This is a genomic window from Mycobacterium sp. Aquia_213, from assembly GCF_026625985.1.
GTDB lineage: Bacteria > Actinomycetota > Actinomycetes > Mycobacteriales > Mycobacteriaceae > Mycobacterium.
Map to the genome: position 1 here is coordinate 5441050 of NZ_CP113116.1, position 25279 is coordinate 5466328.

Consider the following 25279-nt stretch of genomic DNA (forward strand, 5'->3'; position numbering starts at 1 on the left):
TTAGAAGACGCGCACCCAATCGACCAGCATTTCCGCCGGGTAGGCGCCCGACGCGGGGTCGCCGCCGCCCGCACCGCCGACCGCGAGGTTGAGCATCGGAAACATCGTGTAGCCGACGTCGTTGAACGGCCACATCCGGATCGGGTCGTGCACATCCTGGATGCCGGTCGCCGGCACGCTGAAGTACGGTTCGGCGCCCTCGGCATAGTCTTCCCAGAACGACATGCCGCCCGTATTCCACGTCACCCGCCAGGTGTGCCAGGCGCCGTCGACCGCAATCGGGTGGGTCTCGAACGCGGTGCCGTCCGGGTTCGCGTGCACGGTGGTACCCGAGGGCCACTGCCCGTTGCCGTACCACTCCATCAGGTCGACTTCCCCGCTGCGACCGGGATCGTCATTGGACAACCACCAGGCGGGCCAGCAGCCGCCGGTGAGGCAGTTGAGTTTGATGCGCGCTTCCCAGGTGGACCCGATGCCGCCTCGCCAGGTGCCGCTCACCAGGCCGCCGAAGTAGCTGCCGCCATCCCGGGTGGCGCGCAGCACGAGGTTGGATTTGCCGTCGACGAACACGTTCTGCCGGCTGTCGCGGTACTGCCCGAAAAACTCGGGCCGGTCGAACCCGGTCGGATTGTGGATCGGCGTACGTTGGCTCGCCACAACCCATTTCGACGGATCGGGAGCCGAGCCGGCCGGGCCGTCGAACTCGTCGTGAAACAGGTACGCCCCGGACCGCGCCGGGGCGGCGCCCGCGGTGGGGACCGCCGCAGCCAGCGCACCGAATCCCGCCAGCATCATCATCCGGCGACGATCCATCTCAACCTTTCGCGCAAGGGGTGCCCGCAGCATAAAGCAGTTCCTTGAGCTGACTTTGCTGCTCGGCGGCGAGCCGGGTCAGAATTCGCTGTTCGGCCACCGCCACGGCCGCATCCGCGCGCTTCAGCACGGCTTTGCCCCGCCGCGTCAGCTGGGCCGGCATCGCACGCCCGGCCGGTGCCGAGGCGACACGGCTCAACACACCGCGGTCCTCGAGGCCATGCAGCACCTGGTTCATCGCCTGCGCGGAGACGTTGGTGCCACGAGCCAATTCCGCACTCGTGAGCCCGGGGCGGTTGGCCAAGATCCGCATGCAGACGAATTCGGGCAGGCCGAGTCCCAGCGGCTTCAGCTCCGCGGCGACCTGGGGCCGCAACGATGCCATCACTCGGTACAACAGGAAGCCCAAAGGCTCGTCATGGGAAGCACTCATGTTCACATGCTGGCATGCGCCACAACGTTCATCGCACCGAACCATCAACTTTGTTGACATTGCCAGAGTCGGTGGTATCAAGGAGGTTGATGGTCCGATATGAAAGGAATGACAAGGATGTCTGGTGACGGATTCTTCGGCGGCCCCGGTGGTTTCGGGGGCGGCTTCGGTGGTCCCGGCTTTGGCGGCTTCGGCTTCGGAGGCGGCCCGGGTGGTTTCGGGGGCGGTTGGGGCAAACACGGTTGGGGTCAGGGCGGACCCGGCGGTCCCGGTTTCGGTGGTGGTTTCGGTCCGGGCGGTCGCCCGCCGCTGAAGCGCGCCGCCTTTGTCACGGCGGCGCTGTTGCTCGACGGTCCGGCCGATGCGGCGCAGGTCGTCCAGCGGGTGTCCGACGCGACTGACGGCGCGATCACTCCCCCGCAGGAGATCGCGGAGCTGGCCATCGGCCTGCTCGCCGGCCGTGGCGTGGTGACGGTCGACAACGGCGTGGCGACGTTGACCGAGCTCGGCAACAACCTCTTGAAGTGGCGGGGCGTCAGCAGCGAGACCGCGCACGCTTTCCTGGCGCGCGCGGGTCAGTTCGGCGACGTGTTCAAGATTCGCAGGGAACTGTTCGAGATCGCGGGCCTGGCGCGCACGATCACCTGGACCGGCACCGACGAGCAGAAGCAACAGCTGGCCGAGTCGCGGACCAAGGTTCTCGAGGCGCTGCGCGAGGCCAAGAAGACGCTGCACCGCGTGCTCGGCGAGGACTAGCGCACGCAGTCCTCAGTCACAGTGCCCACAACAGCACCGTGCTGCGGAGGACACCCCTTTTGCCCGCCTCCGAGCGACAAGCCAGGACAGTATTCGACGGCGCAATTTGTCGCTCGGAGGCGGGCAAATTACACCTCCATCTCGGCGGAAACGGATGGGACGGATGTGACGCCGCCGTCGGCTCGTTAGGCCGTGGGCTCGCTGATCTTGACCAACGTCTTGCCGATGTTGGCACCGGTGAATAGCCCGTTGAGGGCGTCCACACAGGAGGCGATGCCGTCGAAAACGGTTTCGCGGTGCGCAAGCCGGCCTTCGGCCCCCCACTTGCGCAGCGCGGCGTGGGCCTCGTCGAAGCGGCCCCATTGGTCGAGCGCGTTAAATCCCTGCATCCGTGCGGTTTTCGACAGCAGGTTCACATAGTTGGCCGGCCCCGGGTGCTCCCCGGTCAAGTAGCTGGAGATGACGCCGCAGAGCACGACTCGTGCGTTGTTGGCGAGCCGGCCCAGCACCGCGTTGAGGATCGGGCCGCCGACGTTGTCGAAGTAGACGTCGACGCGTTTCGGGCAATGCTCCTTGAGCGCCGCCGCAATGTCGTCGTTCTTGTAGTCGATGCACGCGTCGAAGCCGAAGTCCTCGACTACGGCCCGGCATTTCTCCGGGCCGCCCGCGATGCCCACCACCCGGGCGCCGGCGATCTTGGCGATCTGTCCGGCAATCGATCCGGTGGCGCCCGCGGCAGCCGAGACGACCACGGTCTCTCCGGGCTGGGGCATGCCGACGTCGACCATGCCGATGTAGGCGGTGGCCCCGGTCGGGCCGTACACCGACATCACCGCCAGTTGATCGTCCTCGCTCGGGACGGGTGTGCTGAAGACGTCGTCGCGGATGATCACATACTCCTGGAACCCGGACAGCGTGGTGACCACGTCCCCGACGGCGAAGGCGTCACACCGAGTCTGGACGACCTCCCCGATGCCGGCCGCCCGGATGACCTCGCCGAGCTGCACCGGCGGAAGGTAGCCGGGCTGGTCGTTCAGCCAGGTCCGGACCGCCGCGTCGAGTCCGACGTAGGTGGTCCGCAGCAGTGCTTCACCGTCGGCGGGCACGGGTGCCGCCGCGGTGATCAGCTCGGTGTCATCGAGCGCAACCAGCCCGGTCGGGCGGCGACGCAACAGGATCTGGCGATTCGGCGTGTCTGGCACGCTGCTGAAACTACCCATTAGACGCCGTCTGGTGGGAGCATCTGTCCATGGAATCGCAGGACGACCCGGAAAAACGAATCCGGGACCTCGAGCGCCCGCTGGCCGAGACCGCGCGCGCTTCCGAATTGGGAGGCGCACCGCAGGGCGGTCAGGCCTACCCGCCGCCGCCCCCGGGCCCGGTGCCACCGCCGCCATTCGGCACCGCACCACCGCCACCGCCCATGTACGGCGGCTATGGCGGCTCCTACGGCGGGCCCGCGCCGAAATCTTCCTCGGGAAACCGCATGTGGTGGATCGTGGGCACCATCATCGTGATTGGCGTGCTGGTGCTCGCGGGCGGCATCGCCGCCTTTGCCGCACACCAGCTTTCCGGTGTCCGGTCGATCATCTCCTCGGGCGTGACCACCTCGCCGGTGACGACGTCGCCCCGCAGCACGACGCGTAGCCCCCGGCCGTCGACCAGCGCGACGAGTCCGACCCGCAGTTCGGGTCCCTCGACGTTGCCGCTGCCGCCGCAGGGCGCACCGCTCGACGTGTCCGGAATCGATGAGAACAAGACGATCGCGTGCAACGACAACGTGGTCACCGTCAGTGGGATCAACAACACGATCGTGATCACCGGCCACTGCACGAGCCTGACGGTGTCCGGCATGAAGAACTCGGTCACCGTCGATTCCTCCGACAGCATCGATGCTTCGGGCATGAACAACCAGGTGACGTTTCACTCCGGTGCGCCGAAGATCTCCAACTCCGGCGTCGACAACGTCGTCGCGCAGGGCTGAGGTGCGTCAGTCAGCGTCCATCGCGTCGGCAAGCGCCAGATCGCCCTCGAATTCGACGTCTTGCGCTCTGGCCCGAAAGCGTTGCAGGAACTGCCGATAGCCGGCCTCGTCGCCGCGGGTCCGCGCCAGCAGTGCCCGCAGCCGCAGCACCGGAATTTCGTGCAGCACGAATCCCGGCTCGGTCGGGACGTCCGCGAGTCTGTCGACCGCGCTCTGCGCGGCCTCGATATCGCCGGGGCCGTTGCGGGTCAGCAGCGTCTCGACGAGCACGGTGGTGGCGGGTGCCCGGAACATCATCGTCCCGGCTTCGAACTGCGCGTTGAGGATTCGCGAAACCTGGTCGATCGCGCCGTCGAGATCGCCGGAGCGGGCACGGCCACGGGCGATTTCGGCGTCGGTCATGCGCCGGATCGCCACGATCAGCTTCTCGTCGACGAGCATCTCGCGAGCCTTGGCCAGATATTCGAAGCCCGCGCCTGCGCTGTCGTCGTTGCAGTGGATCAGCGCGTTGGCCCGATTCACCAGCGCGTACGCCAGCGCGGCGTTGTCACCGGAGCGTTGGGCGATGTTCAGCGACTCAGCCGTCTGCGCCACGTCTTCGGCAGTGGGCAGCACCCCGCCGTTCTGCACCGCGGCCGCATATTTGTACAGCTGCGCGAACGGATGGGTGGTCGGGTCGAACGACCTGGCCGTCGCGATGCCCTCCTCGAGGTCCTGTCGCCAGCCCGGCCGGCCCAAAAACATTCCGGCCGCGCCCTTTAACGTCAGCGCCCAGGCCAGCGGGGAGCCGATCACGAAGTTGCCCATGGTGGGGTCGCCGTGTGCGACGTCGATGATCCGTTGCGCCAGCTGCAGGCATTCGGTCGCCTCGCCCACCTCCCACTTGGCTTGGGCGGCGGCATAGAACAGCCCGGCCGTCATCGCCGGGTCGCCGATCGACTCGACCAGCGTGGCGAACTCCATCGCCATGGCGGCCGCCTCCCGATGCTGGGAGTTGAACGTCAGCGTGGTGAGGTGACCCGCCATGCCGACGGCCAATGACCTCTTGTCGCCGGCCTGCGTGGTGAGCGCCCGTAATTCGTCGAAACCGGTCTCGTCGGGCGTGCCGCCCACCTGAAACACGCTGCCGCACAACAGTGCTCGCGGTGCAATGCGCATAGCCAGCCGGTCGGGGTGATCGTCGGCGAGCCGATCGGCGATTCGCTGCGCCTGCTGCCAACTGGCCCGGGCCGCGCGGATATCCCGTCCGCCATACCAAGTCCCGGCCTGCATGTACCACTCGTAGGCCTCACGCAAATCCCCGGCCGCCGCGTACTGGGTGGCGACGATCGAGGCCTCCTGGCCGGTGAATTCGCCGTAAGTTCGCTGCAATACCGCGGCCACCCGACGATGCAATTCGGCTCTGCCGGCTTTCAATTGGGATTCATAGGCCACCGCCTGAATAAGCGGATGGCAGAAGGCGTACGTCGCGTGTGGTGTGAAGCCGACCTGTTCGACCAGTGCCGCCTGGACCAACGGTGCCACGTCGACGGCGCCCAGCAGACAATTCAGCAATTCGGTGTCGAACTGCGCGCCGATGACGGCCGCGGCGTTCAGGGTGCGTTTCGCGGTGGCATTGAGCCGATCGATGCGCGCCCCGATGATGCCCTGCAGGCTTGCCGGAACATGGATTTCGCGCACTTCGCGCACACACACGTAGGCGCCGGGCGCACCCTCGAGCTCGCCCCGCTCGGCGAGGTCACGCACGATCTCCTCGGCGGCGAATGGCAGGCCGGCCGCCCGGTCGGCGATCACCGTCGGCAGTCCGGCCACCGAAGGGTCGGCCCCCAGCAGCTCGTTGATCAATTCGGTGATGTACGAATCACCCAGTGGCTCAAGGAAGAACGGATGCGCACCCGGGATATGTGCCAGCGGCCCCGAGTATTCGGGTCGATAGGCAATGAGCAACGCCGCGTGCATTCCGGGGACCGCCGCCGCGAATTCGGCAAGCAGCGATTCGCTCACGCTGTCGATCCATTGGGCATCGTCGATGACGTAGATCGCGGACTCGGGCCGACCCAGCGAAATGGTGTTGATCAGGTCGACCAGCCGGCGGCGCCGGGCGTCCGGGGTGACGTCCGGGCAGGGCGTATCGGGGTCACGGATGCCGAGCAGGTCGTCGAGCAGCACCAGGTCCTCGGCACCCGCCCCGGGGATTTCGGTGCGCACGCGGGCCCGTGCCACCTCCAGCGTGAGCCCGCCGAGGCCGAAGACCGCGCGCAGCAACCGGGAGATCACGTGGAATGGAATCTCGCGGGTGTGCGATTCGCAATAGGTGACGGACACCTCAAATCCGGCGTTGCGCGCGATCGCCAACGACTCGCGGACCAGCCGTGTCTTGCCCACGCCCGGGCGGCCCGTCACCGTGATCACGGTTCCCGCACCACGGCCGGTCTGCTCCAGTAATTCCGCGACGGCGTCCTTTTCGCGCTGCCGCCCGACGAGGCGGGACTGGCGGCGCGGCTTGCGGTGTTCAGCGTCGGTGGCCAGCAGGCGCCGTGCCGGCACGGTGGTGGCGAATCCCTTGATGTGCACGGTCTCGGGCTCACCCAGCACGGCCCGGTCCTCGACCAGGCGTGCCGTCGATTCGCTGAGCATCACACCGCCGGGCGGCGCCACGGATTCCATCCGCTGGGCCATGCCCACCTGTTCGCCCACCGCGGTGTAGCCGAGGTGGGTCGCGCCGAGGTCGCCGGCGATCACCTGGCCGGAATTCAGCCCGACCCTCAGCCGCAGGTCGATCCCGTCCCGGCGGCCCACCTCGACCGCCAGCCGGCGGGCCACCTCCTGAATGTCCAGGGCCGCCAGGCACGCGCGAAACGCGTGATCCTCCAATGTGATTGGCGCCCCGAATAGCGCCATGATGCCATCGCCGGTGAACTTGTCGACGGTGCCGCCGTAACGCTGGACCACGGTTGCCGACTGATTGACGAGCTCGGTCATCACCTCACGCAGCCGCTCGGGACCCAACGATGCGGCGATGTCCATCGACCGCACCACATCGGCGAAGAGTACGGTCACCTGCTTGTATTCGGCGGTCTCGACGTTGGGCGCCAGCGGGGCACCGCAGGCATCGCAGAAACGCGCGCCCTGACGCGGCGTCGAACCGCACACTTGGCACACCGACGACGCTGGCGTCACGTCTGAAACCCTAGGCGCTATCCCTGCGAGGGGGAACGCCCGGAAATCGACAACCTACGTTTGCTCTTCCGTATCGTCGTCGAGGACGCTGACCGCAATGCCGTACGGCAAGAAGCGCACCTTGCGCTTCGGGTCGACGTTGTTCTTATTAGCCCGCAGCGCGTCGAGCTCGCTGGCATACACCTGTTCGACGCGCGCGTCACCCGCGGCATCGACGGTGTAGATCGCCCAGACACCGTCGCCGGCCTCACCCGCGGTCTCCGGCCCGGACCGGGGCCGCCGGGACAGGTCGTCGAAGAATGCCGAAAAGCCTGTCCGGGCGCCCGGAGCGGCGGCAAACCTGCCGATCCGCTCGAACACGTCGCGCAGCCCTTCGCTGCCTTCCCTGATCACCCGATCGAAGTCCTCGGGATCAAATCCGAATGCACCGTGCTCGCCCACGTGGCCTCCTCGCAGCTCGTAGCGTTAGTGCCCAGTGTGCGCCCGCGCGCGCTGATCCGCCACGAAGTTTGCTCGTAGCCGAACGCCACCGCTAATAGCCGGGGCCCAGGAACGGGTTCTGTGAGTACCCGCCGCCGCTGGGGGGATAGCCGCCCCCGTAGCCGCCGCCCGGATACTGCCCCGGATATTGCTGAGCCGGGTATTGCGGAGCCGGATTCGCGGGCGCCTGACTGGCCGGCACCTGGATCGGGATCGGCACCGGCAGCAGCGGAACGTGGATCCACTGCGTGGTCATCGGCACCGTCGTCGAGGTGGTCGGCGGCGGCGGAGGGGTCGTCGTCTCGGGTGGCGGTGGCGGAGGCGTCGTCGTCGGCGTGGTCATCACCGGCGATGGCGGCTGAGTCGTCTGCGGCGGACGCGGATGCGGATGCGTGACGACCGGCGGCGGCTCGGCGGTCACCACCGGTGGCGGTGGCGGTGGCGACGGTGGAGGTTCCGGCGGTGGCGGCGGAGGCGGCACCGAGGAGGGCACCGGCGCAGCGGTGGGGGGCGGTGGCACCGCCGTCGGAGGCGGCGGGACCGGACTGGGCATCAGCGAGCTGACCGGTGGCAGCGGCACGGGCGCGACGGAGGGCACCGGAGGTGCCTGGCGATTTTCGATCCCGGTCAACGTGTACGCCACACCGCCGACCGCGGTCATGGCCACCAGCGCGAACATGCCGACGACCAACTGCGACAGCCGCACCCGGCGCCAGGCGCGCTCCCGGGGCGGCTCGATCACGTTCAGGCGCATCGACCAACCACCGGGGTTGCTTTCTTCGTCGAAGGCCTCGGGCGTGTAGGGCACCCGGATATCGCCGGGGTATTCGGTTTGGGACCAGGCCAACTCGCGATCGGTGAGCGCTTCCTCGTCGATCACCAGCAGGTCGCCGGCGGGCAGTTCGATGATGTCGCTGCCCGACGACGCGGCGAGCAAGCTGATGGACGTGCGGGTGCGCAGGTCTTGTTCTTCACCGCGCGCGGCCAGCACCAGTGCGCCGGCGGCGGCCGCGAATGCGGGTTGCGCCGGTGAGACCACCGGCCGACGGCTGTGCACCGAAAGGCGTTCGTTGACAAGAGGAATGCTGGCACCACCGCCGACGGTGACCACCGCGGACAGGTCGTTCCAGCTCTTACGGTGCCGGCACAGCATGTCGTCGAACGCGTAGATGAGTCCGGTCAGCCGATCCTGGATCAGGTCGCCCAGCTCGTCACGGGTGAACTTCATGGTGGCCCGGCGTCCTCCGAGCTCGGCCGCGAATTCCGTTGCGCGTTCCGTGGATAGCTGCTCTTTGGCGGTGCGGCACTGTTCCCGGAGCCGGGCCAGTTGCCCGACCGCGGCGGTGCTGGCCGGGTCGATACCGCTGCCGTGTCCGAGCTCTTCGAACACGCAGAGCAATAATGCCGCGTCGATATCGTCACCGCAGAAGTCGGTGTAACGCATTGTGGCGCTTAGCGGTTTGAAATCGCCCGCGAGGTCTATCAGGGTGGCGGAGGTACCCGAGCCGCCGAAGTCAAGCAATCCGACGACGCCGGTTGCGGCCAGGCACAGCTCGGCGTTCGCCGCGGTCAACGAGGCGATCGAGTCCGACACCAGGCGCGGTGCCATACCGCTTCGCACGAAGCCCAGATGTGTACGCAATCCGTTGCGTAATGCCTGAGCGGTAGCGGGTTTCCAATACGACGGAACAGCGATCGAGATCTCCGAGGAGCCCGCGTCCGCGCCGGCCGCCAGCACCATCGCGTCCAGTGCTTCGACCATCAAGAGGTCGGGGTCGTGAGCGGAGCCATCGCCGGACACCAGCGCCACCGAATCGCCGACGCGGTCGACGAACCCGCTCATCAACATGCCGGGCTCAGTGAGCTTCGGGTCCTCTTCGGGTAGACCAACTTTCGGTGCGCAGTGCGGGTACAGCGTTAGTACCGCACGACGTGAAACCGGCGGGTTTCCGTCACGTGCTGCGACCAGGTTGGTGGTTCCGATCGACAACCCAAGTGGGTCGTACATAGAGCGAATACTTTCGTCTATAGGGGTCGGTGGCCAGCGTTAACGATAGCCGCGGACACGCGGAAAGCCGATGGCTTGCAATGCCATTGGTATCGCCCCGATGCGATTGTGTCACCGAAGCGGTACTAAAAACCCCTTGACAAACGCGTCGTGGTCACACGACGGTGAGTGGCAGCGAACGCCGTGGCTCGAACACGAATGATGCTCCGCCGCTGAACTTAACCACTTCCACCTCAGGTAGTTCGGCTGCGGTGGCGTCGGTTTCGGTGAACCCGGCCGTCCAGTCGGTGTCCGTCCCGCTAACACGCACCTCGATATGCGGGTCCACGGCGGTGGCGATGGCTTGCAACGGCTGCACAACCTCCGGTGAGCACAACGAGATCCAGGAACCGTCGTCGTGAGCCGGCGAGGAGTGCACTGCCAGCCGGTTGGCCTCGATGTCGGCCGTGACGTAGCCCACCGGATTGAGCAGTGGGTGCAATTCCAGCACCCGGAGCACGCCTTCGGGGCCACCCGGCAATTTCAGCGCCTTGTGAATGCGTTCGGCGGCCACCCCGGCGATGCCGACCAAGCCCTTGGTGCACACCGAGATGGCTTCGGCCTCGTCGGCGGCGCGGGCCCGCACCGCGATGGCGAACGACAGGTAGAGCAGATGCATCTGCAGGCAGACCTCGTCGGCCATCCGGACCAGTGCCGAATGCGAGAAGGCGGCAAAGTCGAAATCGGAGAGCAACGGACCCGAGTAATCCGACTGCCCCTCGTCCGCGGCATCGATGGGATCGAGTTTCCAAGTCGCAGCCCGCGTTTGGCGAACCATGTCCAGGGCGGGAATGCCCTTTACCTCCGGATAGGACTCGTCGATGACGACGGTCCACGCGCAGTGCGGATGCCGGTCCGACGGCGTTCGCGGCGGGCGGTGGATGGGACGCACCTGAGCCCGGGCATTGGTCGCCACCGCGGTCGCGTCGAAGGTCGGATCCTCGATGGTGTGGCACATCCCGAAGACGTACTGCTCGCCCATCGGCTCCACATCGAGCAGTGCGCCGCAGTGGTCGAGGTGGAATTCGCCGTGCCAGCGGTCGTGGACGGTGTAGCGGAAATCCATGAATTGCGGTGGGGCGCCGATGTCGAGCTGCAGGCCCTTGAAGATGGTCACCACGTCGACGCCCTCGTACTTCAGGGCCTGCTGCATGCGCCTGGTGTAGATCGGGCTGGCACCCGCCCACTCCTCGATGGCGATCTGCACCATCTCGTCACGGCCGAACGAGCTGATGCACCAGGCCATCCCGGAACGGTCGATCAACTGCCCGATCAGCAGCAGTTCGGGAAGCAAGACGGCCAGCTGCTCACGGGACAACTGCCGATAACGCGAGGGGCTGCTCACGCTACAAAAATAGACGCGACTATGTTATAAAGTCAACAATGTCCATCGTCGCAGGCCAGACACCCGGGCGCTCGGTCAGCCCGACCCGGCGCACCAGTGCGCCGCGTAAACGCGGCGACGACACCCGGGCCAAGATCATCGACGAGACGGTCCGCTGCATCCAGGAGGAAGGCTTCGCCGCCGCGACCGCCAAGCACGTGGCCGAACGCGCCGGCGTCACGTGGGGCGTCATCCAATACCACTTCGGTGATCGCAACGGCCTTTTGATGGCTGTCGTCGACGACGGCGTGGACCGACTGATCGAGAGCCTGTCGTCGGCCGACGTCAGCGAGCTGTCGCCACAACAGCGCATCGAGGTCGTCATCGACACCGCGTGGAGTTGCTATAGCAGCCCGACGTCGCTGGCCGCTTTCGAGATCCTGCGGGCGACCCGCGGCAGCCTGGGCGATTCCTCACGGCGGCACCTGCTCGAAATGAACTCCGCGATCGCCCAGCTCGGCCGGCTGATCACCACAGATCCAGCCAATGCCGGTGTGGCCGAGGTGATTTGGGCCACACTACGAGGTGTGGTGCTGGCCCAGATGGTGACCGGGACGACCATCGATTGGAGCCTGGAGCGACGGGCCCTGATCGACATGGTCACCCGTGTGCTGCAATGACGGGATGACCCTCGACGATCTAGCCGACATCGAAGCCATCAAGCAAGTCAAATACCGGTATCTGCGCGCACTGGACACCAAGCACTGGGACGACTTCACCGACACCCTGGCCGAGGACATCAAGGCCCACTACGGGCCGTCGATCGGCAACGAGTTGCACTTCACCAACCGCGCCGACTTGGTCGAGTACATGCGGACCTCGCTGCCCGCGAACGTCCTCACCGAACACCGGGTGACCCATCCCGAGATCATCGTGGACGGCGACTCCGCAACGGGCAGTTGGTATCTGCAGGACAAGGTCATCGTCGCCGATTTGGACTTCATGCTGATCGGCGCGGCCTTCTACCGCGACACCTACCGGCGCACCGAGAACGGTTGGAAGATCAGCGGAACCGGTTACGACCGAACCTACGACGCCACAATGTCGTTGAAGGGCATGGACTTTAACGTCAAGCCCGGTCGCGCTATCGCCAGCGCCGGCTGAGAACTACTTGCCGATCGCGATGACTGCGCCGGGCCGCAGCCATTTCATGATCGACACCAGCTGAGCATCGTCGACCGCCACGCAACCCTCGGTGGGTTGGCCGTCGGTGGTGTGGAAGAAGAACGCGGCGCCACCACCCGGGGTCTTGTTCTTGTTGACGCCCATCACGACCGCGTGCTTGTACTGCGGGATCTGCAGGTTCTCGCTCTCGGACGTGTTGAACTGGCACTGCGCCTTCTGACACACCTGCATCGAGTTGAACGTGGGGCTATGGTCGTCGCCGCTCCACCAATAGTTGGACCCGGCGACCTGGGTGTACGGCAGTCCGGTACCGGGATTCGGCGCGGTGCCGAACGCGGCGTCGAGGCTGTAGACGCCCATCGGCGTGGCCGGAACCCCGCTCTTGGCCTGCGGCGCCATGCCGGCCGACCCGACGTGAGTCGGAACGCCGGTGCGCAGCGCCTGCCAGCCGGCGGCGGTGCGTTGGTAGATGTCCATCGTCGCGTTGGAGCCACCGGTGCTGACGACCGAAACCACCTGTGTGGCATTGCCAACCGAGTTCGCGAACCACGGCGTCCCGGCTTGGGTGCCCGCCGGGGCGGCACTTCCCGTCGGCGCGAGTACCAGCGAAATCAACACGCAGCACGCCACTACGCACAGCGAAGCTAGCAATCGGCGCATGCGTTCAATCGTCAGGCGGCGCCCACCTCGGGGTCAAGTCAAGCTTTAGCGCCGATTGGGTCACAGCGCCGTGATCAACGAAAAGCCCACCACGGCAGTGGTTTAGGACGAAACACCGCCAGGCACGCCAGGACGTACAGGTATCCCAGGGCCCAGCCGGCCAACACATCGGACGGGTAATGCACGTTCAAGGCGACCCGGGAAAACCCGACCAACAACAGAATGAGCCCGCTCACCGTCATCGCGATGCGCCCCATCGTCGCGCTCATCATCGGCACGAGAAAGGCCAGCAGGGCGAGCAGGGAAGCCGTCGTCTCGAGCGCGTGCCCGGAGGGAAACGACGTCTGCGGTATGGCTACCAGCATGGTCGACGGTCGCGGCCGATCCGCCAGGCCCTTGGCCGCCTGCGTCACCAATCCGTTCAGCAGCCCGCAGGCCAACAGCACCAGCGCCGCGCGCACGTTGCGTCGCAGCAGCGCCGCCACCGCCGCCGCCGTGTCCAGCAGCCGCAGTGGGACCGGCCCCAGCACATTCGTCAACGCTTCCCAAAAGCGCAGCCACACCGGATGCTTGACCGCGACGTCGTGCGAGGCGCTCAACAACGACCAATCCATCCAATGCAGCCAGCCCCAATTCTGGCGGTACCCCACCCACATCAACACGTAGACCGCTGCCGCCGCGAGGGCGGCGTAGCCGGCCATCGAGGGCCGTAAGCGGGTCATCCCCTAAGCGATACCAGGCTCGCCACGCAGATAGCAGCAGGCGCCGCGGCGCCGTCATACTGGCGTGATGGCGGTCTTTGTCCGCAGGTTGCTCGGTATCGGCAAGCTCCCCGAGGATCTGCATGCTCAGGTCGAGGCGGAGGGTCTGCTCTATCTCGCCGACTACGTCGCGGTGACCAGGCGGTTCAGCGGTGTCATCCCCGGTGTGCGGTTGCCGCACAGCGTGGCCTACTACACCGGCTCGCTGGTGCTCACCCGACAACGGGTGCTCGCGACGCTGTCGATGCTGCCGAAGCTGGCCGGCGTGACCGTCGACGTGCCCTGGGATGCCCCGCCCGCCGGCGCGGCCCGGGCGGAGATCTCGTCGGCGGGCTTGGAGGTCAACGTCGACGTCGCGGACGTCGACGAGAAGTTCAGCGGCGAGCTGTCGCTGGTCTACAAGGCCGAGATTCCGGCGGATGTGCTCACCGGGTTGCCGGTGCATACGTTGACGTTCGACATGGCGCCGGACTGCGTCGTGCGCGCCGTCGGCGTCACCTATAGTCCGTGATTCGCGGCCATCTCAGAGCCTGAACATTTCGCGGGACATCGCTGCGTCCTCGACGAAGCGTTCGCGCCGGTGGTAGTGCGGTTCGGAAGGCCGGTCCCTGCGTCGCGGTGAAATCACCGCGGCGCGGACCGCGGTCGCGGTCTGGACGACCCAGCGCGGGATTTGTCGACCGACGATGTTGCGCGCCGAGCTGCCAGCCGACAATCGCCGCGCTGTGGAGCTCCGTTCGGGGCTGATCGGTTTGTTGACCGTCGGCTGTCTAGCCCCTACCGCGAGGTCAGTCACCGGAGGGCTCCGCGAATGCGACCTGTCGCCCAGCCAGCCGTTGCTGGGCGTACTCGCGCCCCTTGTCGGCGTCACGCAACACAGCGGCCGCGATGTCGGCAAGACGGACCACACGTCCGCCGGCGCCCCAGTTGCCGTCGGGGATCTCGTTGCCAATGACCCAGATTCGCAGCGGATCCTGGTCGTACCGCCCGTCTTCGGCCGCCAGGATTGCGTTGGTGATGGCGGCGAAGGCGCTTGCGGTGCGCGCATCGTCCAGCTGGCCTTGGGGCACTGAGGCGATCACCTTGTAGTGCGGGGCCGCGGGCGTCTCACCGGCGTGCAGCATCGCGGCGGGCCGATGCAGCCACACCTTGGCGAGCGACCGCGCAACCGGATCGGACGGGTCGGCTCCCTCATGTTCGATCAGGATCTCGGCGAGCTGGCGCAGCAAGTCTTTTTCGGCATCTGCCGGCAAGGCCTGGTCGGGAATGTAGACGTCGAGCATGGGCATAACGGTCTGCCTTCCGATTCGGGCGGCGGGCCTCAACCGCCCTGAGTTGTGTAATACAACGCAGCCTAGGAAAGCTGGGTTGCAAAGTCAAACCCTGATACGGTGGTGGGATGTCCGACCTGCGCGATCACTATGTCGCCGACAATTGCTCGATCAAGCGGGCACTCGACGTCGTCGGTGAAAAGTGGACCTTGCTGGTGATGCGTGAAGCGTTCTACGGTGCGCGCCGATTCGATCAGTTCCAAGCCCGCATCGGATGCGCGCGCAACATCCTTAGCGAACGCCTGCTGACACTGACCGAGGCCGGGATACTGAGGCGGGTCCCCTACCGCGAACCTGGACAACGCGAGCGCCACGAATACCGGCTCACCGACAAGGGATTGGATCTGATCACCGCCGTCATCGCCCTCATGCAATGGGGAGACCGCTGGGAAGCCGATGAAGACGGACCGCCGGTCACCATCTTGCACGACGATTGCGGCCACCCCGTCGAAGCAATCCTGCACTGCCCCCACGACGGCACCCTGCTGACCGCCCGAGACCTGCACCCCGTACCGGGGCCCGGTGCCCAGCCGGCACCCGGCGCGTAAAGATTTGGCCGAGGCGCTGTCTCGCTGCTTCGCTAGGTGATCGACCAGAATTCGAGCAGGGTGCGCAACGTCGCGACAAGCGGCAGCGGTTGGTCGAGCATCGGATGGTGGCCGGCTTCGGCGAGCTCCACGAAAGGGCCCCTGAGCTGGAAGATGGAGCGCAGCCGCTCGCCCATGGCGGCCGACACCAACCCGCCCTCGCAGCTCAGATACCCTATGCGGCAATGCATTTGGGCAATCATGGTCTCCAGCGACTCTTCGTCGTCGGCTTGAGGCTCAAGAAATTCACCGTCGAAGATCGTCGGATCGAATTTCCACACCCACCTTTTGCCTTCTTTGCGGACCGATTCGGCGGCGATGTGCTTGGCGATGTAGGGCAGCACCAACTCCTGCCGGGGCACCGCGGCGAAGTGGGAAAGGATTTCATCTCGTGACCCGTACTCGGTACGTCTACGGTTGCGCAGCCGTGCCGCTTCGGGCGCACGGTCCCGCAATGGCGAGTCGATCACCACGACGCTGTTGATTTCGTCGCCACAATCCATCGCCGCGATCGCCGCCACCCAACCGCCCATGCTGTGGCCGACGATCGTGGGCCGCCCCGAGGCCCCGGCGGCCGGCAGGATCGCCATCACTTCGGATGCCCAGGTTTCCAGGTCGTAGCCGGCGCGGGTGTCGCTGTCGCCGTGTCCGGACAGATCCGGCGCGATCACCCGATGGGTATGGGAAAAGAACGGCGCGATGTGGTCCCACCAGCCGGAGTGCGCGGCGCCGCCGTGGACGAACACCACGGGCGGTTGTTCCGGGTCTCCCCACGCGCGCAGGTGTATGCGGCAACCGTCCACGTCGACATCACAATGGTCCGGCTTTTGACCGAGCGCAGCGGTGAACCAGGACGGTTCCGCCGGCGTCAGGTGAGAACGGGAAAACAAGTCCGGATCCTTCGCGTTCGCGATGAAAAGTCAGCTCAGTCGATGTCTCACATTAGCGGCGGCGAACCGAATCCAAACGACACCGACGGGCCTGGCAGCTACCGGCGGGCGGTGGCGAACGCGGTCGGGGTTACTTATTCTCCGTGATCGTCATCAGCGGCCACGGCGGCTGCCGCAGCACGGCCAGGCTGCCGATGACCGCCGCGAGCAGACCGGTGAGCACGCCGATCAGCGCGACGCGATTGGCATCGACGGCGGGCACCCAGGTGCCCTTGCCCGCACGGATGACGAAGATGCCGACGGGTTTTTCGACCCGGATCACGGTGGCACCGTCGCTGGTCTCGAAGGGCTCGCCGTAGATACGGCGGCCGTCACCGTCGATGGGCAGCTGTTCGAGCACGTCGGAATACTTCACTGCACGCTCCCTTGGTCGTGTTGTGCGACTGCGCGATACATTGACGCTAATGCCATTCTCCGCTGGCGAGTACTCCGATGGCGCAGTGAGCGAACACGCGTTCAGCTCGCAAGACCGTCGCGTCGTGTACCGGGTGATCGCCGAACGACGAGACATGCGCCGGTTTGTGCCCGGCAGCGTGGTGCCCGAGGAGGTGCTGGCCCGCTTGTTGCAGGCCGCGCACGCCGCGCCCAGCGTCGGGCTGATGCAGCCGTGGCGTTTCATCCGGATCACCGATGACGCGTTGCGCCGCAGCATCCACGCCCTGGTCGACGAGGAACGCCCGCGCACCGCGGAAGCGCTGGGACAGCGGGGCGCGGAATTTCTGCGGCTGAAGGTCGAGGGCATTCTCGAATGCGCCGAACTCCTGGTGGTGGCGCTGGCCGACAATCGCGATGTCCACATTTTCGGCCGGCGCACGCTACCGCAGATGGATCTCGCATCGGTGTCCTGCGCAATCCAGAACCTGTGGCTGGCCGCTCGGGCCGAAGGACTCGGGGTGGGCTGGGTCTCGCTGTTCGATCCGCAACCCCTGGCCGCGCTGCTGGCAATGCCGGCCGGCGCCGAGCCGGTGGCCATCCTGTGCGTCGGCCCGGTGCCCGAATTCCCCGACCGGCCGGCGCTGGAGCTCGACGGCTGGACGCATGCGCGACCGCTGTCGGAGTTCGTCTCCGAAAACCGGTGGGCTCAGCCGCCCGACACCCGTCCCGGCCAGCCCGCGCCGGGGACGGATACCGGAACGGGCAGCACGGTGCCGTCCCACTCGGTGTGACTCATCAGGTGCTGCGGGCCGGGCCAATGCGCGGCGACCACGCGTCGAACGTGCTCTCCGGGCGAGAAAATCGCCGAAAACCCGCCCTCAGTGCACGTTCGGCGAAGGGCAGGACACTAATGTTCACGAAGATCGTTTCGGCCACCTGGCCATCTGCTGTTGTCTGACTGGGTGGCACACTCAGATTCATCGCACGTCGCTGCGGGTATCGTCGCCGGTCGCAAGGCAAGGTGAAAAGGTGACGGAGATGACCGGCGACAACGTACTGATCGTGCACTGGCACGACCTCGGACGCTATCTCGGCGCCTACGGTCACTCGGACGTCAGCAGCCCGCGATTGGACCGGCTCGCCGCCGAGAGCATCCTGTTCACCCGGGCCCACGCCACCGCGCCGCTGTGCACGCCGTCGCGAGGGTCGTTGTTCACCGGTCGCTATCCGCAAAGCAACGGGCTGGTCGGCCTGGCCCACCACGGCTGGGAATACCGGGCCGGCGTCCAGACCCTCCCCCAGATCCTGTCCGAATCGGGTTGGTATTCAGCACTTTTCGGCATGCAGCACGAGACGTCCTACCCAAAACGGCTGGGCTTCGACGAATTCGACGTGTCGAACTCCTACTGCGACTACGTGGTGGACAAAGTCCAGGATTGGCTGCGCAACGACGCTACGGCGCGGGGTGGACAACCGTTCCTGCTGACCGCGGGCTTCTTCGAGACGCACCGTCCCTACCCGCGGGACCGCTACGAGCCGGCCGACAGCGCGGCCGTCGACCCGCCCGACTACCTGCCCGACACCCCGGAGGTGCGCGGCGATCTCGCCGACTTCTACGGCGCGATCAGCACCGCCGACGCCGCGGTCGGCCGGATGCTGGACACACTGGCCGAGACGGGTCTGGATGCCAGCACCTGGGTGGTGTTCTTCACCGATCACGGCCCGGCCTTCCCGCGCGCCAAATCCACGTTGTACGACGCCGGAACCGGCATCGCCCTGCTCATCCGCCCGCCCACGCCGGCGAAAGGGGCCGCAACGCCCCGGGTCTACGACGAGTTGTTCAGCGGCGTCGACCTGGTGCCGACGTTGCTGGAGCTGCTGGGCCTCGACGTGCCCGCCGAGATCGAGGGCGTCTCGCACGCGCACGCCCTGCTCGCGCCGGACACGCCGGCCGACCCGGTGCGTGATCAGGTGTACACGATGAAGACGTATCACGACTCGTTCGATCCGATTCGGGCAATCCGCACAAAGGAATACAGCTACATCGAGAACTACGTGCCACGCCCGCTGCTGGATCTGCCGATGGATATCGAAGAGAGCCCGTCGGGTTTGGCGGTCGCGCCGTACGTCAAATCGCCGCGTCCGGAGCGGGAACTCTACGATCTGCGAACCGATCCCACCGAAACCACCAATCTGCTGATCGATGGCGATTCGGGCATGGACGCGGTCGCCGCTGATTTGGCTGTCCGCCTTGATGATTGGCGCCAGCGCACCGGCGACGTCATCCCCTCGGACTTCGCCGGCACCCGCATCGCGATGCGCTATACCGAAACGTATCTACAGGTCCATCACACGACCCCGACAAGCCGGTCGGCGATCGCCGCCGACCGCGGCGTCGAAGAGTAGCCGGTCGCTATCCGCCGGCGGCGCCACCGACCTCGGCGACGATGAACACCCGCCGGAACGGGAAGATCGTCGTACCGTCGGCCCGGGGTGGGTAAGCGTCGTCCAGCAGCGGGATGAGTTCCTCGCGGAACTGCGCCCAGCCCGCCTCGTCGAGTCGCTCACGCACCGGAACCAGCGCGGTGCCGGTAATCCATTCCAGCACTGGGTGTTCCCCGGTCAGCTGGTGCAGGTACGTCGTTTCCCAGGCATCGACGCGGCATCCCGCATCCATCAACAGGTTGGCGTAGTGTGCCGGCGGCTGGACCACCGCGCCGACGCGGAAAGGTATGTCCTTCAGGGTCTTTGCATAGTGTTCGCGGCGCGCCACGGCCCGCACCGCGGCATGCGAGGGAGTTTCGAAATTACCCGGAATCTGGACCGCGATCCACGATCGGTCCGGCAGTGCGCCGGCCCACCGGAGGAGCAGGTCGGAGTGATCGGGAACCCAATGCAGGGCGGCGTTGCTGACCACCACGTCGGTGTCGGGTTTTGGCTTCCAGTCCCGCAAGTCGCTGACCGAGGCATCGATCCCGCGCTCCCGGGCGGCGGCCACCATTTCCGGCGAGGTGTCCAGGGCCTCGATGGCCGAGCCGGGCCAGCGCTTCTCCAGGTACTTCGTCAAGTTGCCGGGTCCGCAGCCCAGGTCGACCACCCGGCGGGCCCGCTCGGCCCCCACCCTCGAGAGCAAGTCGTAAAACGGACGGCTGCGATGGTCTGCAAATGCCAGGTAGACGTCTGGATCCCACATATCGGTCCTCCTGATCAACACCGCGGCTGTTCGGCATATAGACAAAACGTATTACCGCATGATGCCCCCGCGCTGCCCGAGCGGCCCCGGAATCCGCCCGGAACCCGTCAAATGCCGAGGATCCACCCCTTCGGCGGGCTAGCATCGGCATTCGTGGCGACCGACACAGATCCGATCGATCCGCCCATTCCAGTTCCCGACGTTCCCGGTGCCGATGTGCCACCCGGCGCCGACGGATTGCCCCCGCTTTCGGCATTGTCGGTGCACGACCGCGGGGTGGTCGCGGCGTCGGCTCTCGGCGATATCGCATTGCGCACCTGGGTCTCGTCGCTGCTGGCCGCGACGGCCGCGCCGGTCGTGGTCGCCACCTCGTTGCGCCACACCAAATCCGGTAGCGAACGCAGCAACCTGAACTTCTACGCCGAGCTGGCGGCCGAACACGACCCGGCGAAGTCGTTTCCGGCTCCCTCCGAACTGCCACGGGTATCGTCGCGGCCCGCCGGTCCGGTCGCGAGATGGATCGCCCGCGGCACCGTCGACAACATCTCGTTTCCCAGCAGCTTCACGGCCGTCAACCCCGCGATGCGCGAGCGGTGGAATAGCTGGGGGTCCAACAACATCGTGCGCGCCCAGCATTGGCGCCACGACGACGGACCGCGTCCCACGCTGTGCGTGATCCACGGCTTCATGGGCTCGTCGTATCTGGCGAACGGCCGCTTCTTCTCGATGCCGTGGTATTACCGGTCCGGCTACGACGTCCTGCTGTACACGTTGCCGTTTCACGGTCAGCGCGCCGAAAAGTGGTCGCCGTTCAGCGGTTTCGGCTATTTCGCCGGCGGGCTCAGCGGGTTCGCCGAATCGATGGCCCAGGCCGTGCACGACTTCCGTTCCATCGTTGACTATTTGCGTCATACCGGCGTCGACCGCATTGCGCTGACCGGCATTTCGCTGGGCGGCTACACCTCCGCACTGGTGGCCTCGGTCGACGACCGGCTGGCGGCCGTCATCCCCAACTGCCCGGTCGTCACACCGGCGACGATGTTCGACCAGTGGTTCCCCGCCAACAAACTGGTCGGCCTGGGGCTTGGGTTGTCCAGCATCGACCGCGACGAACTAAGCGCCGGGCTGGCCTACCACTGCCCGCTGAACTACCAGCCGCAGCTTCCCAAAGACCGGCGGATGATCATCACCGGCCTCGCCGACCGGATGGCTCCGCCGGGGCAGGCCGTCATGCTCTGGGAGCACTGGGATCGCTGCGCGCTGCACTGGTTTCCGGGCAGTCACGTGCTGCACGTGAGCCAGCTGGACTATCTGCGCCGGATGACCGGCTTCCTGCACGGATTTATGCTGGACTAGCCGCCTCGGTTCGCGCCGCGCGGTGGACGCCCGTGACCGGCGTCGGCCAGTCGAGGCTGGCCAGCAAGTCGGCGGGCGGGTCGGTGTGGCCGTCAAGTCGTTGCGTGGACAACAGATCCAGCGCCGCCAGCGCCGGCGCTTGGTTGCCGCGCTGCGGGATCAGTCCGGCGACCGGCGCGGCGCCCTCCGGCGGAGCATCGGTGAGGAAGGCGCACGCGGCCGCGACCGTATTCTGGTCTCCCGACCGCGTGCCGACGATCTCGAGCGCGGTGCACGTCTCGCGGGCCGGATGCGACCGGATCGCCTCCAGCGTCGCGGGCAAGCCCGCGTCGACGACGATCTGGTATGCGGCAACGAAATCCGAGGTGCCGCGCTGCACCGCACGCCAGCTCTCCCGGGCCTTGGCCGTCACCCAGCGCGGCACGTCCTCCGGCGCGACAGTGTGGGCTTCCCAACCGATCTCGCGAAGGTGGTCGGCCAGCCGCCGCGCGGCGACCTCGGCGGTCTCGTACAGCGGGATGCGCGACGAACGCGCCTGCAGTGCCGGCAGGTTGTCGGCGGCCGCCACCGTGATACCAACCCACGTCTCGCGGCGTGAGGCGTCGGATGCGTTGTCGCGGCTGGTGATACGGACCTTGTCGGCGCGGATGCCGTAGCGATCCAGGTACCGCGCGATCAGCTCCAGCGGGAGCACCGCGCCGTCGGCACTGGACGGGCCGATCCGCACCAGCGCGGTTGTCTTTGCGGCATCGACGGATTGAGGGTCGGGCTCGTCGGTTCGGTTGGAACCGCGGCTCATGATGGCCAGCCGGCGCCGCAGGATCGTGGTGAAATGCAGTCCACGCCACCAGCCGAACAACACGATCACTGCTACGACGGCGATGCCGAGTAGCCAGTAGGCGCGAGTCGAGTGCCAGGGGTAGGCCAGCGCCGCGGGCACTACCGCCAACGCCGCCAGGGTGATTCGGGCACTCCCCGGGATCGAGATCGAGCTCACGAGGTGGTCTCCTTCCGTCGGCGCGCGGCGGTGATCGCGGCCGCGGCGGCAACCGCCGCGACAATCAACGCCAGCGCGGCAGTCCCGGCGAACGCGACGGTCCGCGGGGTGTTGTCTTTCGGCGCCGGTACCGGGGGCACGGCGACCGGCTTCGCCGGCGTTGCGGCCGGCCCCGTGCTCGCGGGCAGTTCCCAGGTCAGGGCCGCCAGTGGGTCCACACTTCCGGTGCCGACGACGTTCGACGGCGCCCTGGCGCCGTTATGCGCGGTCGCGGTGATCCGGCGCACCACGTCGGTGGCGGACAGGGTGGGGTACTTGCTGCGGACCAGGGCCGCGACGCCCGACACGTAGCCGGCCGCGTAGCTGGTCCCACTGAGCGCGCCCAGTTGCTGATGTTCGTCGGGCAGGCCGTTGGCGAGGCCGCCGCCGTCGCGATTGCTCACCGACACGATCTTTTCGCCCGGGGCCGCGATACCAACCCACGGCCCGGACATGGTGAATTTCGACGGCTGGCCATCCGCGGCCAGGGAGGCCGCCGATAGCACGTAGGGCTGCCAGTACGACGGGATGGAGACCGACGTGACGCCGGCCCAGTTCCGCGCATCGTCGGGGCGGCCGAGGTCGGTGAGCGGGTTTGACTCGCAGGACATTCCGCCGCCGAGCGATCCGGTGGCCCCGGTGTTACCGGCCGCCGCCACGATCACCGCGTCCTTGTCCACCGCCGCGTAACGAATCGCCGCGCCGAGCGCGGCCTGGTCGACGGGCCGATCGGCGGCCATGCAGGTGACCTCCGAGATGTCGATCACCCGGGCGCCGAGGTCGGCCGCGTGCACGATCGCCCGGGCCAGCGTCGCGACCTCGAGGGACACCCGCGCCACCATCGGGTCGCCGCCCGGTGAGCGCGGCGAGAACTTGCCCGACGCCGTCCGGATCGCCAGCACGCGGGCCGCGGGCGCGACCCCTGAGAAGCCATCCTCGGCGGACGGCTGGCCGGCGACGATTCCGGCGACCAGCGTGCCGTGCCCGTCGCAGTCGGTCAGGCCGTCCGTCGTCTCCACGAAATCGCCGCCGGGATCGACATTGGGCAACCGGGCCCCCGGCCGCACACCGGTGTCGAGCACCGCCACCAGCTGGCCCTCGCCGCGGGAAAATTGCCATGCCGCAGGAAGATTCAGCATTGCCTGACTGGGCGTAACGGCAGCGGGATCGCTGCCGCCGATGACGCCGGAGGCGGTGCAGGGCGCGCGCTGCTCCATCGGCTGCACCGGTCCCGCGGTTCCGCTGGGCGGTTGCACCCCGGGGTCGACCACCGGCTGGCTGATCGCCGATGCCGACGGACAGCCCCACGGCACAATGGCCTGCGAGAAGACCAACGCCGCTGTGAGGCAGGCGAATCCGGCACGAATCATCGATTGAGCACCCAGGCGAAGAGGCCGACCAGGTAGGCGATGACGGGAATCAGTGAAGCGTCCAGACCAGTCGCGACGAAGCCCAGCAGGCGGCGCAGCGGCAGCGAATAGGTTTCCGGCGAGGCGATCCCCGGGTTCAGCGCCACCACTGCCCACGCCAACACCAGCACGACGAGCACCGCCGCCGCGATGAGTGCGGCGACGAAACGTCCGGTCGAGGCGTAGAACACCAGCAGGACACCGGCAACCAGGAACGGCTGAGCCAACAGCCAGGCCTTGCACGCGGCCGAATCCCACACGCGGGCACGCAGCACGGAGGTCGCCGCGGTGGCGGCCAGCACGTACCAGCCCCATCCGCTCAGCGACTCGGGCCGCAGCGCGACCGCCACCGATCCCAGGACACTGAGCAGCACCGCACCGGCGATGAAGCCGCTCTGGTGGGCGTCACCGATGCGCACCCGCCGCGGCAGGTCCTCGAGCACCCGAAGCGCGGGCGCCGACGGACTCGGGTCACCCGGCGCCGGAATGACCGGCAACGGGAAGCGTGCCCACAGCGCGGAAAGCTGCGCCGCCTCGATGGTCACCAGCAGCGCCACCACAACAAGGCCGGCACCGATGGTCAATATCGGCAATTGCCAAAGCAATTCGGCACCCGCGGCCAACAACACCCCGGCCCCGACCACCGCGGACGCGGTGAAGAAACCGGCGATGCGCTCACGCTCGCTGGACGGCACCATCAGAACAATCAGCGACCACGCGGTCACACCGGCGGCGGCCAGCACCAGCTGTGCCGCCCCGAACTTCCCGGGCACCGCCAATGCGAGGGCGGCGCCGATCGGCACCAGCGCCGACATTGACAGCGCCGTCCCGGTGCGTTCCGAACGAAGCGTGACGAACAAACCGGTGATCGCGGCCACCGCTGCGATCACGCTGACCGCGACCAGTCCGGCCAGTCCGCCGGTGGCCACGCGGTAGGTCACTCCCAGACCCGTCGCCAGGAAAGCCACCACGATCGTCGCCAGCAGCGCCCCGCGCTGGATCTGCGCGATGCCCCACGGCTTGCGCCGGGATGTCGAGAAGATCATCGCGGCGTCGGCGATGTCCTCGACGATGCCGGGCGCGGCCGGGCCGGACGGAACCGGTTGCAGCGCAAGCAGATCCCCGTCGACGACGCCGACGGTGTCCAGGCTGGCGTCCAGACTGAACGGCGCTCCCCCGATAGGGGCCAGGCTCAGTAGGGAAACCGCGCCGTCGGGGTCACCGCCGTCGCCGTTCTGTGCCGCCGGGACCACCAATCGCTGTACTGCGGGCAGGACTTCGCGCAGCGGCAGCTCGGCGGGCAGGGCAACTTCTGTCAGCCTGCTGTGCGCGAGGATAGCCACGCGAACGATTGGCATGACGGCGCCGGACGTCACCGGACCCTCGAATTAGACTGGGGCCGTTCCTGGAACATCATGC

Annotated in this window: 26 protein-coding genes; 9 read left to right on the plus strand and 17 right to left on the minus strand. The window is 67.2% G+C overall.

What is annotated here, in order from left to right; genetic code table 11:
• Both LMQ14_RS25465 and LMQ14_RS25470 read right to left on the minus strand, forming a co-directional pair.
• A complete protein-coding gene (locus LMQ14_RS25465) occupies positions 1–846 on the minus strand; it encodes a glycoside hydrolase family 16 protein (protein ID WP_267732374.1) in 846 nt (281 codons plus the stop codon).
• Positions 815–1246, minus strand: coding sequence for a MarR family winged helix-turn-helix transcriptional regulator (locus LMQ14_RS25470; RefSeq protein WP_267732375.1), 432 nt, complete (start codon positions 1244–1246; stop codon positions 815–817). Before LMQ14_RS25470 ends, LMQ14_RS25465 begins: the two co-directional genes overlap by 32 nt.
• 117 nt (positions 1247–1363) lie before the next feature.
• Between LMQ14_RS25470 and LMQ14_RS25475 the strand changes: the two genes are divergently transcribed.
• Positions 1364–2002 carry a hypothetical protein gene (locus tag LMQ14_RS25475; RefSeq protein WP_267732376.1) on the plus strand — a complete coding sequence of 213 codons (639 nt, stop codon included), beginning with the start codon at positions 1364–1366 and terminating at the stop codon, positions 2000–2002.
• A 185-nt stretch (positions 2003–2187) separates the two neighbouring features.
• Here the strand turns inward: LMQ14_RS25475 and LMQ14_RS25480 are convergent, their stop codons facing one another.
• Positions 2188–3204, minus strand: coding sequence for an NADP-dependent oxidoreductase (locus LMQ14_RS25480; protein ID WP_267732377.1), 1017 nt, complete (start codon positions 3202–3204; stop codon positions 2188–2190).
• 47 nt (positions 3205–3251) lie between these two features.
• On the opposite strand from LMQ14_RS25480, the gene LMQ14_RS25485 reads away from it, so the two are divergent.
• Positions 3252–3986, plus strand: coding sequence for a DUF3060 domain-containing protein (locus LMQ14_RS25485; protein ID WP_267732378.1), 735 nt, complete (start codon positions 3252–3254; stop codon positions 3984–3986).
• Positions 3987–3992: 6 nt separating this feature from the next.
• Here the strand turns inward: LMQ14_RS25485 and LMQ14_RS25490 are convergent, their stop codons facing one another.
• The 4 genes from LMQ14_RS25490 to LMQ14_RS25505 all read right to left on the minus strand — a co-directional run bounded on the left by LMQ14_RS25490 (position 3993) and on the right by LMQ14_RS25505 (position 11038).
• On the minus strand, positions 3993–7166 hold the full coding sequence (locus LMQ14_RS25490; protein ID WP_267732379.1) for an adenylate/guanylate cyclase domain-containing protein: 3174 nt from the start codon (positions 7164–7166) through the stop codon (positions 3993–3995).
• A 54-nt stretch (positions 7167–7220) separates the two neighbouring features.
• Complete coding sequence (locus LMQ14_RS25495; RefSeq protein ID WP_267732380.1) at positions 7221–7607, minus strand: hypothetical protein; 387 nt, start codon at positions 7605–7607, stop codon at positions 7221–7223.
• Between the two features lie 91 nt (positions 7608–7698).
• Positions 7699–9654 (minus strand): Hsp70 family protein, encoded by a 1956-nt coding sequence (locus tag LMQ14_RS25500; RefSeq protein WP_267732381.1) that lies wholly within the window; start codon positions 9652–9654, stop codon positions 7699–7701.
• A 154-nt stretch (positions 9655–9808) separates the two neighbouring features.
• Positions 9809–11038 (minus strand): hypothetical protein, encoded by a 1230-nt coding sequence (locus LMQ14_RS25505; RefSeq protein WP_267732382.1) that lies wholly within the window; start codon positions 11036–11038, stop codon positions 9809–9811.
• A gap of 38 nt (positions 11039–11076) precedes the next feature.
• Here LMQ14_RS25505 and LMQ14_RS25510 point away from each other — a divergent pair, with 38 nt between their 5' ends.
• Both LMQ14_RS25510 and LMQ14_RS25515 read left to right on the plus strand, forming a co-directional pair.
• A complete protein-coding gene (locus tag LMQ14_RS25510; RefSeq protein WP_267732383.1) occupies positions 11077–11697 on the plus strand; it encodes a TetR/AcrR family transcriptional regulator in 621 nt (206 codons plus the stop codon).
• Between the two features lie 4 nt (positions 11698–11701).
• The gene (locus LMQ14_RS25515; protein ID WP_267732384.1) at positions 11702–12181 is read left to right on the plus strand and encodes a nuclear transport factor 2 family protein; all 480 of its coding nucleotides are present in this window, start codon (positions 11702–11704) and stop codon (positions 12179–12181) included.
• Positions 12182–12184: 3 nt separating this feature from the next.
• On the opposite strand, the gene LMQ14_RS25520 is transcribed toward LMQ14_RS25515, so the two are convergent.
• Positions 12185–12862, minus strand: coding sequence for a L,D-transpeptidase family protein (locus tag LMQ14_RS25520; RefSeq protein ID WP_267732385.1), 678 nt, complete (start codon positions 12860–12862; stop codon positions 12185–12187).
• A 74-nt stretch (positions 12863–12936) separates the two neighbouring features.
• Complete coding sequence (locus LMQ14_RS25525) at positions 12937–13584, minus strand: phosphatase PAP2 family protein (protein ID WP_267732386.1); 648 nt, start codon at positions 13582–13584, stop codon at positions 12937–12939.
• A 67-nt stretch (positions 13585–13651) separates the two neighbouring features.
• Between LMQ14_RS25525 and LMQ14_RS25530 the strand changes: the two genes are divergently transcribed.
• On the plus strand, positions 13652–14134 hold the full coding sequence (locus tag LMQ14_RS25530) for a hypothetical protein (protein WP_267732387.1): 483 nt from the start codon (positions 13652–13654) through the stop codon (positions 14132–14134).
• A 12-nt stretch (positions 14135–14146) separates the two neighbouring features.
• Here the strand turns inward: LMQ14_RS25530 and LMQ14_RS25535 are convergent, their stop codons facing one another.
• Both LMQ14_RS25535 and LMQ14_RS25540 read right to left on the minus strand, forming a co-directional pair.
• Entirely contained in the window at positions 14147–14419 is a 273-nt protein-coding gene (locus LMQ14_RS25535) for a hypothetical protein (RefSeq protein ID WP_267732388.1), read from the minus strand.
• Positions 14412–14912, minus strand: a complete 501-nt coding sequence (locus tag LMQ14_RS25540; RefSeq protein WP_267732389.1) for a hypothetical protein — start codon at positions 14910–14912, stop codon at positions 14412–14414. Before LMQ14_RS25540 ends, LMQ14_RS25535 begins: the two co-directional genes overlap by 8 nt.
• A 110-nt stretch (positions 14913–15022) precedes the next feature.
• Between LMQ14_RS25540 and LMQ14_RS25545 the strand changes: the two genes are divergently transcribed.
• Entirely contained in the window at positions 15023–15502 is a 480-nt protein-coding gene (locus tag LMQ14_RS25545) for a winged helix-turn-helix transcriptional regulator (protein WP_267732390.1), read from the plus strand.
• Positions 15503–15534: 32 nt separating this feature from the next.
• Here the strand turns inward: LMQ14_RS25545 and LMQ14_RS25550 are convergent, their stop codons facing one another.
• On the minus strand, positions 15535–16431 hold the full coding sequence (locus tag LMQ14_RS25550) for an alpha/beta fold hydrolase (RefSeq protein ID WP_267732391.1): 897 nt from the start codon (positions 16429–16431) through the stop codon (positions 15535–15537).
• Positions 16432–16561: 130 nt separating this feature from the next.
• A complete protein-coding gene (locus tag LMQ14_RS25555) occupies positions 16562–16846 on the minus strand; it encodes a hypothetical protein (RefSeq protein ID WP_267732392.1) in 285 nt (94 codons plus the stop codon).
• 49 nt (positions 16847–16895) lie between these two features.
• On the opposite strand from LMQ14_RS25555, the gene bluB reads away from it, so the two are divergent.
• Both bluB and LMQ14_RS25565 read left to right on the plus strand, forming a co-directional pair.
• The gene (gene bluB / locus LMQ14_RS25560; protein ID WP_267732393.1) at positions 16896–17657 is read left to right on the plus strand and encodes a 5,6-dimethylbenzimidazole synthase; all 762 of its coding nucleotides are present in this window, start codon (positions 16896–16898) and stop codon (positions 17655–17657) included.
• A gap of 247 nt (positions 17658–17904) precedes the next feature.
• The gene (locus tag LMQ14_RS25565; protein ID WP_267735678.1) at positions 17905–19272 is read left to right on the plus strand and encodes a sulfatase; all 1368 of its coding nucleotides are present in this window, start codon (positions 17905–17907) and stop codon (positions 19270–19272) included.
• A gap of 7 nt (positions 19273–19279) precedes the next feature.
• Here the strand turns inward: LMQ14_RS25565 and LMQ14_RS25570 are convergent, their stop codons facing one another.
• Positions 19280–20059, minus strand: coding sequence for a trans-aconitate 2-methyltransferase (locus LMQ14_RS25570; protein ID WP_267732394.1), 780 nt, complete (start codon positions 20057–20059; stop codon positions 19280–19282).
• A gap of 153 nt (positions 20060–20212) precedes the next feature.
• Here LMQ14_RS25570 and LMQ14_RS25575 point away from each other — a divergent pair, with 153 nt between their 5' ends.
• Positions 20213–21415 carry an alpha/beta hydrolase family protein gene (locus LMQ14_RS25575; protein ID WP_267732395.1) on the plus strand — a complete coding sequence of 401 codons (1203 nt, stop codon included), beginning with the start codon at positions 20213–20215 and terminating at the stop codon, positions 21413–21415.
• Here LMQ14_RS25575 and eccE read toward each other — a convergent pair.
• The 3 genes from eccE to eccD are packed head-to-tail and all read right to left on the minus strand — an operon-like array spanning position 21402 to position 25218.
• Positions 21402–22412 carry a type VII secretion protein EccE gene (gene eccE, locus LMQ14_RS25580; RefSeq protein WP_267732396.1) on the minus strand — a complete coding sequence of 337 codons (1011 nt, stop codon included), beginning with the start codon at positions 22410–22412 and terminating at the stop codon, positions 21402–21404. The genes LMQ14_RS25575 and eccE overlap by 14 nt on opposite strands.
• Positions 22409–23821, minus strand: coding sequence for a type VII secretion-associated serine protease mycosin (mycP, locus tag LMQ14_RS25585; protein WP_267732397.1), 1413 nt, complete (start codon positions 23819–23821; stop codon positions 22409–22411). Before mycP ends, eccE begins: the two co-directional genes overlap by 4 nt.
• Complete coding sequence (gene eccD, locus LMQ14_RS25590) at positions 23818–25218, minus strand: type VII secretion integral membrane protein EccD (protein WP_267732398.1); 1401 nt, start codon at positions 25216–25218, stop codon at positions 23818–23820. The genes mycP and eccD overlap by 4 nt, the downstream gene beginning before the upstream one ends.
• Between the last annotated feature and the right edge of the window lie 61 nt (positions 25219–25279).

What these genes read in the sequence shown, in the direction of transcription:
- LMQ14_RS25465 (WP_267732374.1), bottom strand. Translation starts at nt 846, where the DNA reads ATGCTGCGGGCACCCCTTGCGCGAAAGGTTGAGATGGATCGTCGCCGG.
- LMQ14_RS25470 (WP_267732375.1), bottom strand. Translation starts at nt 1,246, where the DNA reads ATGAGTGCTTCCCATGACGAGCCTTTGGGCTTCCTGTTGTACCGAGTG.
- LMQ14_RS25475 (WP_267732376.1), top strand. Translation starts at nt 1,364, where the DNA reads ATGTCTGGTGACGGATTCTTCGGCGGCCCCGGTGGTTTCGGGGGCGGC.
- LMQ14_RS25485 (WP_267732378.1), top strand. Translation starts at nt 3,252, where the DNA reads ATGGAATCGCAGGACGACCCGGAAAAACGAATCCGGGACCTCGAGCGC.
- LMQ14_RS25500 (WP_267732381.1), bottom strand. Translation starts at nt 9,654, where the DNA reads ATGTACGACCCACTTGGGTTGTCGATCGGAACCACCAACCTGGTCGCA.
- LMQ14_RS25510 (WP_267732383.1), top strand. Translation starts at nt 11,077, where the DNA reads ATGTCCATCGTCGCAGGCCAGACACCCGGGCGCTCGGTCAGCCCGACC.
- LMQ14_RS25515 (WP_267732384.1), top strand. Translation starts at nt 11,702, where the DNA reads ATGACCCTCGACGATCTAGCCGACATCGAAGCCATCAAGCAAGTCAAA.
- LMQ14_RS25520 (WP_267732385.1), bottom strand. Translation starts at nt 12,862, where the DNA reads ATGCGCCGATTGCTAGCTTCGCTGTGCGTAGTGGCGTGCTGCGTGTTG.
- LMQ14_RS25525 (WP_267732386.1), bottom strand. Translation starts at nt 13,584, where the DNA reads ATGACCCGCTTACGGCCCTCGATGGCCGGCTACGCCGCCCTCGCGGCG.
- LMQ14_RS25530 (WP_267732387.1), top strand. Translation starts at nt 13,652, where the DNA reads ATGGCGGTCTTTGTCCGCAGGTTGCTCGGTATCGGCAAGCTCCCCGAG.
- LMQ14_RS25540 (WP_267732389.1), bottom strand. Translation starts at nt 14,912, where the DNA reads ATGCCCATGCTCGACGTCTACATTCCCGACCAGGCCTTGCCGGCAGAT.
- LMQ14_RS25545 (WP_267732390.1), top strand. Translation starts at nt 15,023, where the DNA reads ATGTCCGACCTGCGCGATCACTATGTCGCCGACAATTGCTCGATCAAG.
- bluB (WP_267732393.1), top strand. Translation starts at nt 16,896, where the DNA reads ATGCCATTCTCCGCTGGCGAGTACTCCGATGGCGCAGTGAGCGAACAC.
- LMQ14_RS25565 (WP_267735678.1), top strand. Translation starts at nt 17,905, where the DNA reads ATGACCGGCGACAACGTACTGATCGTGCACTGGCACGACCTCGGACGC.
- LMQ14_RS25570 (WP_267732394.1), bottom strand. Translation starts at nt 20,059, where the DNA reads ATGTGGGATCCAGACGTCTACCTGGCATTTGCAGACCATCGCAGCCGT.
- mycP (WP_267732397.1), bottom strand. Translation starts at nt 23,821, where the DNA reads ATGATTCGTGCCGGATTCGCCTGCCTCACAGCGGCGTTGGTCTTCTCG.
- eccD (WP_267732398.1), bottom strand. Translation starts at nt 25,218, where the DNA reads ATGCCAATCGTTCGCGTGGCTATCCTCGCGCACAGCAGGCTGACAGAA.